The organism is Burkholderia perseverans, from assembly GCF_022870505.1.
In the GTDB taxonomy this organism is placed as follows: Bacteria; Pseudomonadota; Gammaproteobacteria; order Burkholderiales; family Burkholderiaceae; genus Burkholderia; species Burkholderia plantarii.
This window is the reverse complement of sequence record NZ_CP045094.1, coordinates 3,019,231-3,034,328: the sequence shown is the minus strand read 5'-3', so window position 1 is coordinate 3,034,328 and position 15,098 is coordinate 3,019,231. Positions and strand designations below refer to the sequence as shown.

At 68.8% G+C, this 15,098-nt stretch carries 15 protein-coding genes and 1 tRNA gene; 10 read left to right on the top strand and 6 right to left on the bottom strand.

The annotated features are described in order from the left end of the window. Positions 1-223 precede the first annotated feature (223 nt). The 4 genes from glnA (at position 224) to BpN12_RS27960 (ending at position 6,765) form a co-directional block, all read left to right on the top strand. The gene (gene glnA, locus BpN12_RS27975) at positions 224-1,639 is read left to right on the top strand and encodes a type I glutamate--ammonia ligase (RefSeq protein ID WP_198251644.1); all 1,416 of its coding nucleotides are present in this window, start codon (positions 224-226) and stop codon (positions 1,637-1,639) included. Positions 1,640-1,803: 164 nt separating this feature from the next. After that, positions 1,804-2,946 carry a nitrogen regulation protein NR(II) gene (gene glnL / locus BpN12_RS27970; protein WP_055138999.1) on the top strand — a complete coding sequence of 381 codons (1,143 nt, stop codon included), beginning with the start codon at positions 1,804-1,806 and terminating at the stop codon, positions 2,944-2,946. 39 nt (positions 2,947-2,985) lie between these two features. Further along, positions 2,986-4,494 carry a nitrogen regulation protein NR(I) gene (gene ntrC, locus BpN12_RS27965; protein WP_246795428.1) on the top strand — a complete coding sequence of 503 codons (1,509 nt, stop codon included), beginning with the start codon at positions 2,986-2,988 and terminating at the stop codon, positions 4,492-4,494. Between the two features lie 162 nt (positions 4,495-4,656). Further along, complete coding sequence (locus tag BpN12_RS27960) at positions 4,657-6,765, top strand: prolyl oligopeptidase family serine peptidase (RefSeq protein ID WP_246795427.1); 2,109 nt, start codon at positions 4,657-4,659, stop codon at positions 6,763-6,765. Positions 6,766-6,828: 63 nt separating this feature from the next. On the opposite strand, the gene xth is transcribed toward BpN12_RS27960, so the two are convergent. Continuing rightward, the gene (gene xth / locus BpN12_RS27955) at positions 6,829-7,605 is read right to left on the bottom strand and encodes an exodeoxyribonuclease III (protein ID WP_246795426.1); all 777 of its coding nucleotides are present in this window, start codon (positions 7,603-7,605) and stop codon (positions 6,829-6,831) included. 172 nt (positions 7,606-7,777) lie between these two features. On the opposite strand from xth, the gene BpN12_RS27950 reads away from it, so the two are divergent. Then, positions 7,778-7,854 (top strand) — tRNA-Met (locus BpN12_RS27950). A gap of 186 nt (positions 7,855-8,040) precedes the next feature. On the opposite strand, the gene BpN12_RS27945 is transcribed toward BpN12_RS27950, so the two are convergent. Then, the gene (locus tag BpN12_RS27945) at positions 8,041-8,526 is read right to left on the bottom strand and encodes a RidA family protein (RefSeq protein WP_246795425.1); all 486 of its coding nucleotides are present in this window, start codon (positions 8,524-8,526) and stop codon (positions 8,041-8,043) included. Positions 8,527-8,680: 154 nt separating this feature from the next. Here BpN12_RS27945 and BpN12_RS27940 point away from each other — a divergent pair, with 154 nt between their 5' ends. Further along, positions 8,681-9,304: a TetR/AcrR family transcriptional regulator gene (locus tag BpN12_RS27940; RefSeq protein WP_246795424.1), complete on the top strand. Its 624-nt coding sequence runs from the start codon at positions 8,681-8,683 to the stop codon at positions 9,302-9,304. A 49-nt stretch (positions 9,305-9,353) separates the two neighbouring features. Here the strand turns inward: BpN12_RS27940 and BpN12_RS27935 are convergent, their stop codons facing one another. The 3 genes from BpN12_RS27935 to BpN12_RS27925 all read right to left on the bottom strand — a co-directional run bounded on the left by BpN12_RS27935 (position 9,354) and on the right by BpN12_RS27925 (position 10,950). Next, positions 9,354-9,995 carry a DUF1109 domain-containing protein gene (locus tag BpN12_RS27935; protein ID WP_246795423.1) on the bottom strand — a complete coding sequence of 214 codons (642 nt, stop codon included), beginning with the start codon at positions 9,993-9,995 and terminating at the stop codon, positions 9,354-9,356. Continuing rightward, complete coding sequence (locus BpN12_RS27930) at positions 9,992-10,540, bottom strand: sigma-70 family RNA polymerase sigma factor (RefSeq protein WP_246795422.1); 549 nt, start codon at positions 10,538-10,540, stop codon at positions 9,992-9,994. Before BpN12_RS27930 ends, BpN12_RS27935 begins: the two co-directional genes overlap by 4 nt. A gap of 248 nt (positions 10,541-10,788) precedes the next feature. Further along, positions 10,789-10,950: a hypothetical protein gene (locus BpN12_RS27925; RefSeq protein WP_246795421.1), complete on the bottom strand. Its 162-nt coding sequence runs from the start codon at positions 10,948-10,950 to the stop codon at positions 10,789-10,791. On the opposite strand from BpN12_RS27925, the gene BpN12_RS27920 reads away from it, so the two are divergent. The 4 genes from BpN12_RS27920 to BpN12_RS27905 all read left to right on the top strand — a co-directional run bounded on the left by BpN12_RS27920 (position 10,949) and on the right by BpN12_RS27905 (position 14,259). After that, positions 10,949-11,578: a cytochrome b/b6 domain-containing protein gene (locus BpN12_RS27920; protein WP_246795420.1), complete on the top strand. Its 630-nt coding sequence runs from the start codon at positions 10,949-10,951 to the stop codon at positions 11,576-11,578. The genes BpN12_RS27925 and BpN12_RS27920 overlap by 2 nt on opposite strands. Positions 11,579-11,649: 71 nt before the next feature. After that, entirely contained in the window at positions 11,650-12,426 is a 777-nt protein-coding gene (locus BpN12_RS27915) for a molybdopterin-dependent oxidoreductase (RefSeq protein ID WP_246795419.1), read from the top strand. Between the two features lie 75 nt (positions 12,427-12,501). Continuing rightward, positions 12,502-12,750 (top strand): pentapeptide MXKDX repeat protein, encoded by a 249-nt coding sequence (locus tag BpN12_RS27910; protein WP_246795418.1) that lies wholly within the window; start codon positions 12,502-12,504, stop codon positions 12,748-12,750. Positions 12,751-13,020: 270 nt separating this feature from the next. Beyond that, the gene (locus tag BpN12_RS27905; RefSeq protein ID WP_246795417.1) at positions 13,021-14,259 is read left to right on the top strand and encodes a lactonase family protein; all 1,239 of its coding nucleotides are present in this window, start codon (positions 13,021-13,023) and stop codon (positions 14,257-14,259) included. A gap of 63 nt (positions 14,260-14,322) precedes the next feature. On the opposite strand, the gene BpN12_RS27900 is transcribed toward BpN12_RS27905, so the two are convergent. After that, a complete protein-coding gene (locus BpN12_RS27900; RefSeq protein ID WP_246795416.1) occupies positions 14,323-15,015 on the bottom strand; it encodes an aspartate/glutamate racemase family protein in 693 nt (230 codons plus the stop codon). Between the last annotated feature and the right edge of the window lie 83 nt (positions 15,016-15,098).

Genomic DNA, 15,098 nt, shown 5'->3' with positions numbered 1-15,098 from the left:
CGTGCCCGCGCGGGCACGAGAAGCCCCGAAAGCGCGCGCGGCGTCCCCGTCGCGGCGCGGGTTGTGGCGCGTCGCGCCGAACTGGCGCATGGGTGGCATGGAAGCTGCTTTAGATGTCACGGTCATGTCGGCCACCGCTGCGCTCAGGCGCGGAAGCCGGCGCAATCCGCTTAACGGAGGCGGTCCCAGTCCGCCGGAATTGTTCAATCCAGGAGAAGAGGTTATGAGTAAAACCGTCGCCGACGTCATGCAGCTCGTGAAGGACGAGGACGTCAAGTTTGTCGATTTCCGCTTCACCGATACGCGCGGCAAGGAACAGCACGTCTCGGTGCCGGTGTCGGCCTTTGACGAAGACAAGTTCGAGAGCGGCCACGCATTCGACGGCTCGTCGATCGCGGGCTGGAAGGGGATCGAAGCGTCGGACATGCTGCTCATGCCGGATCCGGCGGCGGCGTTCGTCGACCCGTTCTACGAGGAATCGACGCTGGTGCTGACCTGCGACGTGGTCGAGCCGGCCGACGGCAAGGGCTACGAGCGCGACCCGCGCTCGCTCGCCAAGCGCGCGGAAGCCTACCTGAAGAGCACGGGCATCGGCGACACGGCGTTCTTCGGTCCGGAGCCGGAATTCTTCATTTTCGACTCGGTCCAGTGGAACACGGACATGTCGGGCACCTTCGTGAAGATCAATTCCGAGGAAGCCCCGTGGTCGTCGGGCAAGGAATTCGAAGGCGGCAACACGGGCCACCGTCCGGGCACCAAGGGCGGCTACTTCCCGGTCGCGCCGGTCGACACGTTCCAGGACATGCGTTCGGAAATGTGCCTGCTGCTCGAACAGATCGGCATCCCGGTCGAGGTGCATCACCATGAAGTCGCGGGCCAGGGCCAGAACGAAATCGGCACGAAGTTCTCGACGCTGGTCGAACGCGCCGACTGGACGCAATGGCTGAAGTACATCGTCCACAACGTCGCGCACTCGTATGGCAAGACGGCCACGTTCATGCCGAAGCCGGTGGTGGGCGACAACGGTTCGGGCATGCACGTTCACCAGTCGATCTGGAAGGACGGCCAGAACCTGTTCGCGGGCAACGGCTACGCCGGCCTGTCGGAGACGGCGCTGTTCTACATCGGCGGCATCATCAAGCACGCCCGTGCGCTGAACGCGATCACGAACCCGACCACGAACTCGTACAAGCGCCTGGTTCCGCACTTCGAGGCACCGGTCAAGCTGGCCTACTCGGCACGCAACCGCTCGGCGTCGATCCGCATTCCGCACGTGTCGAACCCGAAGGGCCGCCGCATCGAAACGCGTTTCCCGGATCCGATGGCGAACCCGTACCTGTGCTTCTCGGCGCTGCTGATGGCCGGTCTGGACGGGATCCAGAACAAGATCCATCCGGGCGAGGCCGCCGACAAGAACCTGTACGACCTGCCGCCGGAAGAGGATGCCAAGATCCCGACCGTGTGCGCCGGCCTCGACCAGGCGATCGAAGCGCTCGACAAGGACCGTGAGTTCCTGACGCGCGGCGGCGTGTTTACCGATGCGATGATCGACGCGTACCTGGGCCTGAAGGAACAGGAACTCGCGAAGTTCCGCATGACCACGCACCCGGTCGAGTTCGAGATGTACTACTCGCTGTAAGCGGCGATGGCGCTTCGTCACGTCATCGAGCGAAGCGCCGCCCCGCCGTCCGGCGCACGGGAGCAACGCGCTGCCGTGCGCCGCGAACACACGAAGGGGACGGCCTCCGGCCGTCCCTTTTTCGTTGCAGGGTTTTTCCAGCAAGGAACGGGTTCCCAAGCAAGATGGTTCTGAAGAATCTGATCAAGGCCAGGGCAGGGCAGCCGGAACGGCTGTCGGACGATGAGCGGCTGATGCGCTCGGGGCTGCTCGCGGGGCTCGAGGCGCTGCCCACGGTCGTGCTGGTGCTCGACCGCCGCACGCTGCGCATCGCGTTCGCGAATCCGTCGGCCGAGTCGATGCTCGACATTTCGCGCCGCCAGCTCGCGCAGATGCCGTGGAGCGACCTGTTCCCGAATTCCACCGAACTCGCCACCACCATCACCGCGATCGGCGAGGGGCGCTTCCAGGCCACCCATCTCGACACCGTGCTCGAGCGGCCGGGCCGCGAGGCGCTGCACGTCCACGCGATCGTCGGCTTCCTGGAAGACGCGCCCGACTACGTGCTGGTCGAGCTGTTCGAGAACGAACGGCAGTCGCGCACCGACCGCGAGGAGCGGATCCACGATCTGACCGCGGTCAACAAGCACCTGATCCGCAATCTCGCGCACGAGATCAAGAACCCGCTGGGCGGGATCCGCGGCGCCGCGCAGCTGCTCGAGTTCGAGCTGGGCGAGCGCGAGCGCGGCGAGCTGCGCGAATACACGCAGGTGATCATCAAGGAGTCGGACCGGCTGCAGACGCTGGTCGACCGGCTGCTCGAACCGCACCGGCATCCGCACATCGTCGGCGACGTGAACGTCCACGAGGTGTGCGAGCGCGTGCGCGCCGTGATGCTCGCCGAATTCCCGCGCGGGCTCACGATCGAACGCGACTACGACGTCAGCGTGCCCGACCTGCGCGGCGACAAGGAGCAGCTGATCCAGGCGCTGCTCAACATCGTGCGCAACGCGGCACAGGCCTTGCGCGAGCGGATCGCGCAGGGCGACGCGCGCATCGAGCTGCGCACCCGCGTGGCGCGCAAGATCACGATCGGCAAGAAACTGTTCAAGCTGGCACTGGACTTGCACGTGATCGACAACGGCCCCGGCATTCCCGAGGACATCCGCGACCGGATCTTCTACCCGCTCGTGTCGGGGCGCGAGGACGGCAGCGGCCTGGGCCTCACGCTCGCGCAGACCTTCGTGCAGCAGCACGACGGCACGATCGAGGTGGAAAGCCGCCCGGGCCGCACCGAATTTCAGATTTTGCTGCCGCTCGATCATTGAGCGACGGCGCCGCGACTCACTGAGACATCTGACCGACCTATGAAGCCGATCTGGATAGTAGACGACGACCAATCGATCCGCTGGGTGCTCGAAAAGGCGCTCGCACGCGACAGCTTCGCGACCCGCAGCTTTTCGAACGTGCGCGACGCGCTGGCCGCGCTCGATCATGAATCGCCGCAGGTGCTGGTGTCCGACATCCGCATGCCGGGCGGCTCGGGGCTCGAGCTGCTGCAGGCCATGCACGAGCGCATGCCGGGGCTGCCGGTCATCATCATGACCGCGTTCTCCGACCTCGACAGCGCGGTGGCCGCGTTCCAGGGCGGCGCGTTCGAATACCTGGCCAAGCCGTTCGACGTCGACAAGGCCGTGGAGCTGATCCGGCGCGCGGTGGAGGAGAGCCTGCGCGGCGGCGTGCCCGACGACGACAAGCTCGCCGAGGCGCCCGAGATGCTCGGCCAGGCGCCCGCCATGCAGGACATGTTCCGCGCCATCGGCCGGCTCTCGCACTCGGCCGCGACCGTGCTGATCACCGGTGAATCGGGCACCGGCAAGGAGCTTGTCGCGCGCGCGCTGCACCGTCACAGCCCACGCGCGAACGGGCCGTTCATCGCGCTGAACACGGCGGCGATCCCGAAGGATCTGCTCGAATCGGAGCTGTTCGGCCACGAGCGCGGCGCGTTCACCGGCGCGCAGACCACGCGCCAGGGCCGCTTCGAGCAGGCCGAGAACGGCACGCTGTTCCTCGACGAAATCGGCGACATGCCGTTCGACCTGCAGACGCGCCTGCTGCGCGTGCTGTCGGACGGGCAGTTCTACCGCGTGGGCGGCCACAACCCGCTGCGCGCCAACGTGCGCGTGATCGCGGCGACCCACCAGAACCTCGAATCGCGCGTGCGCCAGGGCCTGTTCCGCGAGGACTTGTACCACCGGCTCAACGTGATCCGGCTGCGGCTGCCGCCGCTGCGCGAGCGCAGCGAGGACATCCCGCTGCTGACGAAGCACTTCCTGCAGAAGAGCGCGCGCGATCTCGGCGTCGAGCCCAAGCGCGTGTCCGACGACGCGCTCGCCTACCTGAGCGCGCTGCCGTTCCCCGGCAACGTGCGCCAGCTCGAGAACCTCGCGAACTGGCTGACCGTGATGGCGCCGGCGCAGACCGTCGAGATCAAGGACCTGCCGCCCGACCTCGGTCCCGCGCAGGCGGCGCCCGGCGAGGGCGTGACGCCGGCCGCCGTGGCCGCCAGCACCGACGCGCTGCCCAACAGCGCGACGGCCGCGGTGCCGATGCCCGCCACGCCGGCCGTGAACGGCGCGGTGCCGGTCGCGTCGAGCAACCCGGTCTGGGAGCAGGGCTTGCGCAGCGAGGTGGCGCGCCTCTTGCGCGAGAACTCGGCCGACGTGATGGACGAACTCGCGCGGCGCTTCGAAGCCGCCGTGATCCGCGAGGCGCTCGACTTCACGCGCGGGCGCAAGGTCGAGGCGGCCGAACGGCTCGGCATCGGCCGCAACACGATCACGCGCAAGATCCAGGAACTGCATCTGGAGCCTTGAGCGGCGCGCGCCGGTCCGTAGCTGGCGGGCGCGTGGTTCGAGATCGAACGCAGCCATCCGTCGCGCAATGCGACCACCCATCCGGCAGCGGCTTTCGCCGCGTTTTCGCCGGCTGCCGGACGATCGGACATAATCGGGGTTTGCCTTCCAGCCGAACCCGAGATGTCCGATTCGCTTCACTGGCCCGCCGGGCCGGATCCGTTCAAGTTCCTCGAATCGCTCGACAGCCGGCGCGCGCGCGCCTGGGTCGACGAGCAGAACGCACGCACGCACGCCGCGCTGCGTGACGACGAGGCCTACCGCGCGCTGGTCGCGCGCCTCGCGCAGGCCTACCTGCCGCGCGAACGCCCGGTGATCCCGGCGCGCTGGCGCGAGTGGGCCTACGATCTCTGGCAGGACGATCGCCATCCCAAGGGGCTCTGGCGCCGCACGCGCTGGGACGACTGGCGCGCCGGCCGGCCGAGCTGGGACGTACTGCTCGACGTCGACGCGCTCGGCGCGCACGAGCGCGAATCGTGGGTGTTCGAGCACGATGCGATCCTCTATCCCGACGGCGACCGCGCGCTGCTGTCGCTGTCGCCGGGCGGCGCCGATGCGGTCGTGATCCGCGAGTTCGACCTGACGCGGCGCTGCTTCGTGGCAGACGGCTTTACGATCGACGAGCCGGGCAACCACACCATCGACTGGATCGACCGCGACACCGTCTACGTCAGCTGGGAGCGCGACGAGGCGTCCGTCACCGAGGCCGGCTATCCCTACGAAGTGCGGCGCTGGACGCGCGGCACGGCGCTCGCCGACGCGCCGATCGTGTTTCGCGGCGAGCCCGACGACATCAGCGCCGGCGCCGGCTACGATCCGATCGACGATCGCCACACCGCGTGGCGCAGCGTCGATTTCTTCGACGTCCATACCTACCGGCTCGCCGCCGACGGCGGCTGGGCGCGCTACGACGTGCCCGCGCACGTGGTGGTCGGCTTCTGGCGCGGCTGGCTGGTGCTGGAGCCGCGCCTCGACTGGGATTGCGACGGCGTGCTGCATACCGGCGGCTCGCTGCTGGCGATCCGCGAGGACGCGTTCCTGGCCGGCGCGCGCGCGTTCACGACGCTGTTCGCGCCGGGGCCGTCCACCTCGGCCTGCACCTGGACCCACACGCGGGGCCTGCTGATCGCGAGCTGGCTCGACGACGTGCGCAACCGCACGCTGCTCTGGCAGCCCGTGCCGCAGGACGACGGCGGCTGGCGCTGGGCGTCGCGGCCGTTCGCGTGGCCGAACGAGGCCGAGATCGATCTCGAGCCGGTCGAATCGACGCTCGGCGACGAGGTGTTCGTCGATGCCGACACGTTCCTCGATCCGCCCGAATGCTGGCTTGCCGATCTCGCGGATGGCGCCGACGATGCCGCCGCGCGGCGCGCGCTGCTCGACCGGCCGCCGGTGCAGTTCGACGCGGCCGGGCTCGTGGTGCGGCGTGCCACGGCGCGCTCGCGCGACGGCACCGCGGTGCCCTATACGCTGATCGGCCCGCGCGACGCGCTCGAGCCGGCCGCGGGGGCGGCGCGCACGGCGCGGCCGTGCCTGCTGTCGGGCTACGGCGGCTTCGCGATTCCGAACCTGCCGGCCTACAGCGACGCGCTCGGCATCGCCTGGCTCGAACGCGGCGGCGTGGCCGCGTTCGCGCACATCCGCGGCGGCGGCGAATTCGGCTCGCGCTGGCATACCGACGCGCAGCGCGAGCACCGGCAGCGCTCGTTCGACGATTTCATCGCGGTGGCCGAGGACCTGATCGCGAGCGGCGTGACCACCGCCGCGCAGCTCGGCATCGAGGGCGGCAGCAACGGCGGGCTGCTGGTGGCCGCCTGCATGGTGCAGCGGCCCGAGCTGTTCGGCGCGGTGCTCTGCCAGGTGCCGCTGCTCGACATGCGGCGCTATCCGAAGCTGCATGCGGGCGCGGCCTGGATCGACGAATACGGCGACCCCGACGATCCGCGGCAGGGCGCGGCGCTGGCCGCCTATTCACCGTACCAGCGCGTGCGCGAGGACGTGCTGTATCCGCCGCTGCTGCTGACCACCTCGACGCGCGACGATCGCGTCCACCCGGCGCACGCGCGCAAGATGGCCGCGCGCATGCAGTCGCTCGGGCATGAACAGGTCTGGTACTGGGAGAACACCGACGGCGGCCACGGCAGCGCCGACGATCTCGAACGCGCCGAATCGGACGCGGCCGAGTTCGGCTTTCTCTGGACCCATCTCGGGCCGGCGCCGGCGAAGGGTTGATGCGTCGAGATGTCGACGTGCCGGGTTGACGTGTCGGCGCGCGTGTTCAGCGCGCCGGCCGGCTCATTCGACGAGCGCGAACACGGGCGTGTGATCGGACGGCTGTTCCCAGCCGCGCGGCTCGCGGTCCACCTCGCAGGCGCTCAGCGTCGCGGCCAGCGCCGGCGACAGCAGGATGTGGTCGATCCGCAGCCCCGCGTTGCGGCGGAAGCCGAGCATCCGGTAATCCCACCACGTGAAGCTCTTCTCGGGCTGCTCGAAGCGGCGGAACGCGTCGACGAAACCCATCCCGAGCAGCGCCGCGAAATGCGCGCGCTCCTCCGGCGACACCAGGTTCTGGCCTTCCCACTTGGCCGGATCGTGGACGTCGCGATCCTCGGGCGCGATGTTGTAGTCGCCGAGCAGCGCGAGCTTCGGATGGCGCGCGAGTTCGTCCTTGAGCCAGGCCTGCAGCGCGTCGAGCCACTGCAGCTTGTAGGCGAACTTGTCGGTGCCGGGCGCCTGGCCGTTCGGGAAATACGCGGAGACGATCCGCACGCCGTTGACGGTCGCCGCGATCACGCGCTGCTGCGCGTCCTCGAAGCCGGGGATGTTCTTGACGATGTCGGTCTCGTCGACGCCGAGCGTGTCGCGCACCAGGATCGCCACGCCGTTGTAGGTCTTCTGGCCCGTGAACCAGCTGCGATAGCCGGCCGCTTCGAGGTCGGCCTTCGGGAATTTTTCGTCGGGGAGCTTCAGCTCCTGCAGGCACAGCACGTCGGTTTGGCTCGAGGCGAGCCAGTCGAGCACGTGCTGCTTGCGCACGTTCAGGGAGTTGACGTTCCAGGTGGCGATTTTCATCGGGGCGGCGGGTCCGTGGTGATCTGAGGCGAGGCCGGCGGCGAGGGCCGCGCGGCACGACGGGAGTGTACCAGCGGAGAAGATTTGCTCCGCCCGCGGCGCGGGCGTGAAATATTTTTCGCGATTGTGTTTGACACAAACGCTTAACACCCATATACTTGCATTTCTCTGACGCGGGGTGGAGCAGTCTGGCAGCTCGTCGGGCTCATAACCCGAAGGTCGTAGGTTCAAATCCTACCCCCGCAACCAAACACAACGAACGTGTGCCGCGCCCCGACCTTGCGCGATTCGTTCGACAGAAACCCGGCTCGATGCCGGGTTTTTTGTTTTCCAGCGCCTGTGTTTCGGTACCGTCACGCCTCGCACTTCATATCACCTCATCTTGTCGCCGCGATCGGCCACGCCCGGCAGCGTGGCCTGGCATCTTCCTTGTTCCTATTTCAAGCTGCCCATATCGAGTTCGAAGATGCTGTCGATCTCGACCGGAATTCCCATCGGCAGCGTAGGCACGCCGAGCGCGCTGCGTGCCGGCAGGTTGCCCTCGCCGAACAGGTCGCGCAGCAGGTCGCTCGCGCCGTCGGCAACCTGCGGATGCGCGGTGAACGACGCCTCGGCGCGCACGTAGACGGTCAGCCGCGTGCAGCGCAGCACGCGGTCGAGCCCGCAGGCCTCGTCGAGGCAGGCGAGGATCATCTCCATGGTCAGCCGCGCGGCATGCCGCGCGCGCTCGGGCGGCAGGTCGGCGCCGACCAGGCCGACCACCGGCTTGCCGTGCTCGAACGGGCCGAGCCCCGACACGTAGGCCTGGTTGCCGACGATCGAGACGGTGCGATACGAGCCGAGCGGGCGCAGCGGGGCGGGCAGCGTGACGCCGAGCGCGGCGAGGCGTTGCAGCGGGGACGAGGTGGGGGATGGGGACATCGACAGGCACTCCGGATCGAGAGCGGCCGCGAAGGGCCGCGGCGCACGGTAGGGATAACGCTCGACGCGGCCTGGGTATTCCAGAACGATTGCACTAAAATGCGATGTCCGGCGCAGGTTTGCCGCCGGGACGAATCCACGGAGGAATCAAGCGATGGCCCGTCCACGCGAATTCGACGAGGAAGCCGTGCTCGACGCCGCGATCGCGCAGTTCTGGTCGCATGGCTATGAATCCACTTCGGTGCGCGACCTGGCCGCGATGATGGGCATGACGGGCGCGAGCGTCTACAACGCGTTCGGCGACAAGCGCGCGCTCTACGAGCGGGCCTTCGAGCGCTACGTCGCTCGCGGTTTTCGCGAGCGCGAACATCGCTTCGAGACACAATTGCCGCCGCGCGACGCGATCGCCGCGTTCTTCGACGAGATCATCCGCCTGACGGTGCATGACCCGCAGCGGCGCGGCTGCCTGATCGTCAACGCGTCGATGGAACTGGCGCCGCACGACGACGGCTTTCGCGACGTGCTCGAAACCATCCTGAAGGACATCGAGGCGTTCTTCCTGCGCTGCGTGAAGGCCGGGCAGGCCGACGGCACGATTCCGGCCGCGCCCGTGGCCGGCGACGTCGCGAAGATGCTGTTCACGATGCTGATGGGGCTGCGCGTGCTGGCGCGCGTGCGGCCGCAACGCGCGCTGCTGGAAGGCGCCGTGCGCCCCGCGCTGGCGGTCATCGGCGCCACGCTGCCGACGGCGAAGCCGCGCACGCGACGCGCGGCCTGAGCGGCTTCGATACGCGGCTACGGCACCGCGTTTCTTCTCCGATTTCCCGCTACCAGCGCAGCAGGCGCGGCCCCAGCAGCGCCCCCGCCGCCGCGGGCAGCAGCATCCCGAGCACGTACCAGATCCCCCAGAACACCGGGCTCATCTCCGGGCAATGCAGGCAGTAGGCCACCGTCGCGAGCGCGCTCGCGAGCAGGCCCGCGACGGCGCCGGCCAGGCGCGGGCGGGTCGCGGCCAGGCTGCGCATGGCCCAGAACACGGCGGCGAAGCTCGGCACCGACAGCAGCAGGATGTTGAGCGCGCATACCTTCCACGAGATGCCGAGCGCGAGCGGCAGGCGCGCGTCGGGCGCGGCTGCGGCGAGCAGCGCGGCGCCGGCCGCCCACAGCGCGAGGAACGGCAGCGCGAGCGCGGCCCATCGATGGCCGCCGCGCAGCCCGGGACGGCCGAGCCGGTCGGCCAGCCGCCAGGCGAGCGCGGCGACCGCGAGCGGAAACGCCAGCTTGATCCAGAACAGCGCCGTGTGCGCGGCCGGCAGCATGTCGGGCCGCAGTCCGAACAGCCGCCAGGTCAGCAGCAGCGAGCCGGCGAAGCCGAGCGGCAGCGCGGCGCCGAAGCGGCGCGCGACGATGCCGCGATCGACGCGCGGCGTCCCGGCGGCGAGCAGGCCGATCAGTTCCTCGGTTCTCATCGCTCGCCCCGGATCCGCGCGGCCAGCGCCTTCAGCCCGCGATGCACGCCGACCTTCACGGCCGATTCCGAGAGCCCGGTGAGCGCGGCCGTCTCCGTCACCGACAGCCCTTGCAGCTTCACATGCAGGATCGGCAGCCGCTGCTTGTCGGGCAGGTGCTCGAGCAGCTTGCCGATGTCGTGGCGCGCCTGCGCGGGCTCGTCGTCGGGGGCCGCGAACAGGGTTTCGTGATCGTCGTCGAGCGGCACGTTGAGCGCCTCGCGGCGGAACCGCGAGCGGAAGAAGTCCATCAGCTTGTAGCGCGCGATGGCATGGACCCAGGCGGTCAGCGGCTCGTCGGTGCGATAGGTGTGGCGCGCGTGATGGACCGCGAGCAGGATCTCCTGGACCAGATCCTCGACGTCGTCCTGCATCTGCGGAATGCGCTTGCGCAGGTAGCCGCGCAAGTGGCGGGTCAGCTCCTGCAGAAAGCCGTGATAGGCGTTGGCGTTGCCATCGAGTCCGCTGACGAACAGCGTTTTCAGGCGGTCTTCCGCTGCGTACAAGGTGCATCCTGTGATGGCGGGGCGCCGGCGGCGCGCAATGGGCGACCTTGCCGGGCTGGCATCGACCTTGGGCGGCGCGGACCGCGCGCCTGGGTACGACGACTCGAGTTTTCGAACAAGCGTTTTAGAACAAGTGTTTTAGAATAACCGAACGCATTTTCCGTCGCAAGCGCGCCACCGGCTCGCGTCGGGTCGGTGTCGTTTTCTTCGCGGCCCGCGCTCCTTGCATTACAAATTCCCTTCGATATTTATTTGCTCGCCGCTGTAACCAGCGCGGCCGCGCCGTCGAATTCATGGTCGTGACCGGCCGCGGCGCAGCATGCCGCCTTCGGCACCCGGCGCGGCGCGGTTTCGGCCGGCGCGCTCCGGCAATGCATGGTGGTAAATCGATTTCGCGTGGTATTCGACATGGCGCTTTCCTCGATCCGGCCGGCCGCGGCACCGGCACCGGCGGGACCGGTCCACCCGGTCTGGCTGCGTGTCTCGCACTGGCTCAACGCGCTGGCGGCACTGCTGATGATGCTGTCCGGCTGGCGCATCTACGACGCCTCGCCGGTGTTCCCGGGCCTGACGTTCCCGCCGTCGTGGACGCTCGGCGGCTGGCTCGGCGGCGCGCTGCAATGGCACTTCGCCGCGATGTGGCTGCTGATGCTCAACGGCGCCGTCTATCTGGCGGCGAACCTCGCGAGCCGCCGCTTTCCGGCGCGCTTCCTGCCGCTGTCGCCGCGCGCCGTGCTGCGCGACCTGTTCGCGGCGCTGCGCGGCCGGCTCTCGCACGACGATCCGCGCCGCTACAACGCGGTGCAGAAGTTCGCGTACCTGGCGGTCGTGCTCGACCTGATCGTGCTCGTGCTGTCGGGCCTGGCGATCTGGAAGTCGGTGCAGTTCCCGCTGCTGCGCGACCTGTTCGGTGGCTACGACAACGCCCGCGTCGTGCATTTCTGCGCGATGGCCGCGATGGCCGCGTTCGTGGTGGTCCACGTCGCGATGGTTGCGCTGGTGCCGCGCTCGCTGCTGACGATGTTGCGCGGACGCTGAGCCACTGAGCCACTGAGCCGCCGGACCGCCGGATCGAACCGGCGGCCGCGCTGAAGAATCAAGGATTGCAGATGAAGAAACCGACTCAACCGCTGATGACCGCCGACCGCGACACGGTACTGGCCGACGCGCGCCGCGAACTCGCGATGCCGTCGCGCCGGCTGTTCGGCAAGCGCCTGCTGACGCTCGGCGGCCTGTCGATGCTGACCGGCTGCACGCTCACCGACGACGCCTCGGTCGACGGCTTCCTCTCCGCCGTGTCGCGCCTGAACGACCGCGTGCAGGCCGCGCTGTTCGATCCGCGTGCGCTCGCGCCCACCTATAGCGAGGCGCAGATCACGCGGCCGTTCCCGTTCAACGCGTTCTACGGCATCGACGAGGTACCCGAGGTCAACGGCGCGGACTTCCGGCTCAAGCTCGGCGGCCTCTTGACGGGCCAGCGCGCCTGGACCCTGCCCGAACTCTACGCACTGCCGCATGCCGAGCAGATCACGCGGCACATCTGCGTGGAAGGCTGGAGCGCGATCGGCCGCTGGGGCGGCACGCCGTTCGCCGATTTCCTGCGGCGCGTGGGCGCCGACACGAGCGCGAAATACGTGGGCTTCCGCTGCGCGGACGACTACTACGAGAGCATCGACATGGCCACCGCGCTGCATCCGCAGACACTGCTCGCGTTCGACTACGACGGCCAGCGGCTGCCGGCGAAATACGGCTATCCGATGAAGCTGCGGATTCCCACCAAGCTCGGCTACAAGAACCCGAAACACATCGTCGAAATCTTCGTGACGAATGTCTACCCCGGCGGCTATTGGGTCGACCAGGGCTACAACTGGTTCGGCGGAGCCTGACGGCTGCGCGATACGAACCGCAAACCGGTCCGGTTCCACCGGATCCACTTTTTTTACCCGGCAAGGAGAAATCTCATGAAACAACTGATCACGGCAGTCATGGTGGCAACGCTCGGTCTCGGCGCGTCGGCGGCGTTCGCGCAGGCGAGCGGCGCGATGGGCAACGATGCGATGTCGCACGACGCGATGAGCAAGGGTGCCATGTCGCACGATGCGATGGGCAACGGCGCGATGAAGCACGACGCGATGGGCAAGGGCGGCAAGATGAAGAAGCACGACGCGATGGGCATGTCGCATTCGGCCTCGGACGCGATGGCCAAGTAAGCGGTACGCCGTCGAAGCCGCGGCGCGCTCATCGCGCCGCGCACCGCATCACCGCCATGCCCGTGGTCTCGCGAGGGACCACGGGCATTGTCTTTTCGCAGTCCGATGGAAATTTTCTGCAAGGAACTGTAACCGAAGCCGCGACGGTGCCGAATTGAGTGGCGCGCGATCGATGCAAGGCCATCGCGATCGCGCCTGAACCGCCCGCTGTCCGTGCCATCGCGCCGGCGTGCAAGCGGCCATTCGAATACTGACGAAGAGGTGAAACGGATGAAGCTCAAACTGGTGACGGCACTGACGATGACGGCGGTTCTGGCGGCCTGCGGCGGCGGCGACGACGCGCCGGCCCCCACCACGCCGACGGCGCCGACCACGCCCACCGCGCCGGTCACGCCGCCCGCGGCCACCAAAACCGCGCAGCTGTTCGCGCAGACCAACGATACGCAGAACGCGGTGCTGCATTTCGTTCGGAATGCAGACGGTACGCTGACGGCGAAGCCGAACGTCGCGACGGGCGGCCACGGCACCAACGGCGTGAACTACTTCATGGGCAACATCGTCGCGGCCGACGCGCTGACCAGCAACAACAGCGTGATCGTCTCGCCCGACGGCACGCGCCTGTTCGTCGCCAACGCCGGCGACAACACGGTCAGCGTGTTCTCGATCTCGGGCGCGGGCGACCTGACGCTGCTGGCGGTGTCGCCCACGGGCGGCATCCGCCCGACCTCGCTCGCGATCTCGGCCACCGGCGTGCTCTACGTCACGCACCAGCAGGGCGCGCAGGAACTCGGCGCGTTCCGGGTCGGCACCAACGGCCAGCTGACCTCGATCGGCCAGTATCCGGTGGTGGTGCCGGACGCGCTGCCGACCCAGGTGACGCTGAGCCCGGACGGCAAGTTCGTGATCGTCAACGGCTTCCTGAAGACGGTCTCGCCGACGGTGCCGCTCAACACGCTGCTGGCGTTCCCGGTGCAGGCCGACGGCACGCTCGGCACGCCGGTGGACAGCGCCTCGGCCGGCGCCGGCCCGTTCGGCGGCCGCTTCGGCACCGGCGCGCTGGCCGCCACCTACGTCGTGACGGACGCGCCGGGCGGCACGGTCGAGTCGTTCAACTTCTCGGCGACGGCCGGCACCTTCACCTCGCTCGGCACGCCGAGCACCGTGACGGGGCAAGCCGCGCCGTGCTGGATCACGCTCTCGCCGGACAACCGCTTCGCCTACATCGGCAACGGCAGCGGCGCCGTCTCGCTGTTCTCGATCGACAGCACCGGCAAGCTCACGCTGGTGAACGCGGTGGCGGCCACCGAGACGCCGGTGGCGGGCCAGACCTCGGCGTTCGCGAACGATTCGTGGGTCAGCCCGGACGGCAAGTTCTTCTATCAGGACTATGCCGGCGACGACAAGATCGTCGCCTACCAGATCGGTTCCGACGGCTCGCTGACGAAGCTCGGCGAACAGCCGGCGAACACGCAGTCGAAGATCAGCCTGCAGGGGCTGACGGGGCTCTGATCGTCACCGCTCGTCACGTCCGGAACACGGCACGGGATGCGCCCGTGCCGGGTGCGGTTAGCTTCAGGCGGCGGCAAGCTCGACGGCCGCGCGCGCATGCAGCGCGGTCGTGTCGTACACCGGCAGCGGCGAGTCGGGCTCGCCGATCAGCAGCGTGATTTCGGTGCAGCCGAGGATCACGGCCTCGGCGCCGCGTGCCGCCAGCTCGGCGATGATCGCCGCGTAGGCGTCGCGCGAGGCCGGCTCGATCCTGCCGTGGCAGAGTTCGTCGTAGATGACGCGGTGGACGGTGCCGCGACCGGCGTCGTCGGGCGTGAGCGTCTCGATGCCGAAGCGCGCGGCGAGCCGCTCGGCGTAGAACGGCAGCTCCATCGTGTAGCGCGTGCCGAGCAGCGCGACGCGCTTCACGCCGGCCGCGCGCAGCGCCGCGCCGGTCGGGTCCGCGATGTGCAGGAACGGCAGCGTCACGGCGGCCTCGATCGAGGCCGCCACGCGATGCATGGTGTTGGTGGTGAGCACCACGAAATCGGCGCCGGCCGCTTCCAGCCGGCGCGCCGCGTCGGCCATGCAGGCGCCGAGCGCGGGCCAGTCGTGCGCGCTTTGCAGCGCCTCGATCTCGGCGAAATCGACCGTCACCAGTACGCTCTTCGCGTTGTGGTGGCCGCCGTGCAGCGCCTTCGAATGCCGGTTGATCAGCCGGTAGTATTCCGCCGACGATTCCCAGCTCATCCCGCCGATCAGGCCGATCGTCTTCATTTGCGCTCCTCGTGCGATGGGGTGTCGGGTCGCCGAGTATAGGCCCGCGCATGCCTCGGGCGGCGGTACGGTTGCGGCCCGGA

What these genes read in the sequence shown, in the direction of transcription:
- BpN12_RS27935 (WP_246795423.1), bottom strand. Translation starts at nt 9,995, where the DNA reads ATGAGAACCGAGGAACTGATCGGCCTGCTCGCCGCCGGGACGCCGCGC.
- BpN12_RS27905 (WP_246795417.1), top strand. Translation starts at nt 13,021, where the DNA reads ATGAAGCTCAAACTGGTGACGGCACTGACGATGACGGCGGTTCTGGCG.
- BpN12_RS27910 (WP_246795418.1), top strand. Translation starts at nt 12,502, where the DNA reads ATGAAACAACTGATCACGGCAGTCATGGTGGCAACGCTCGGTCTCGGC.
- ntrC (WP_246795428.1), top strand. Translation starts at nt 2,986, where the DNA reads ATGAAGCCGATCTGGATAGTAGACGACGACCAATCGATCCGCTGGGTG.
- BpN12_RS27915 (WP_246795419.1), top strand. Translation starts at nt 11,650, where the DNA reads ATGAAGAAACCGACTCAACCGCTGATGACCGCCGACCGCGACACGGTA.
- BpN12_RS27925 (WP_246795421.1), bottom strand. Translation starts at nt 10,950, where the DNA reads ATGTCGAATACCACGCGAAATCGATTTACCACCATGCATTGCCGGAGC.
- BpN12_RS27960 (WP_246795427.1), top strand. Translation starts at nt 4,657, where the DNA reads ATGTCCGATTCGCTTCACTGGCCCGCCGGGCCGGATCCGTTCAAGTTC.
- glnA (WP_198251644.1), top strand. Translation starts at nt 224, where the DNA reads ATGAGTAAAACCGTCGCCGACGTCATGCAGCTCGTGAAGGACGAGGAC.
- BpN12_RS27920 (WP_246795420.1), top strand. Translation starts at nt 10,949, where the DNA reads ATGGCGCTTTCCTCGATCCGGCCGGCCGCGGCACCGGCACCGGCGGGA.
- BpN12_RS27945 (WP_246795425.1), bottom strand. Translation starts at nt 8,526, where the DNA reads ATGTCCCCATCCCCCACCTCGTCCCCGCTGCAACGCCTCGCCGCGCTC.
- xth (WP_246795426.1), bottom strand. Translation starts at nt 7,605, where the DNA reads ATGAAAATCGCCACCTGGAACGTCAACTCCCTGAACGTGCGCAAGCAG.
- glnL (WP_055138999.1), top strand. Translation starts at nt 1,804, where the DNA reads ATGGTTCTGAAGAATCTGATCAAGGCCAGGGCAGGGCAGCCGGAACGG.
- BpN12_RS27940 (WP_246795424.1), top strand. Translation starts at nt 8,681, where the DNA reads ATGGCCCGTCCACGCGAATTCGACGAGGAAGCCGTGCTCGACGCCGCG.
- BpN12_RS27900 (WP_246795416.1), bottom strand. Translation starts at nt 15,015, where the DNA reads ATGAAGACGATCGGCCTGATCGGCGGGATGAGCTGGGAATCGTCGGCG.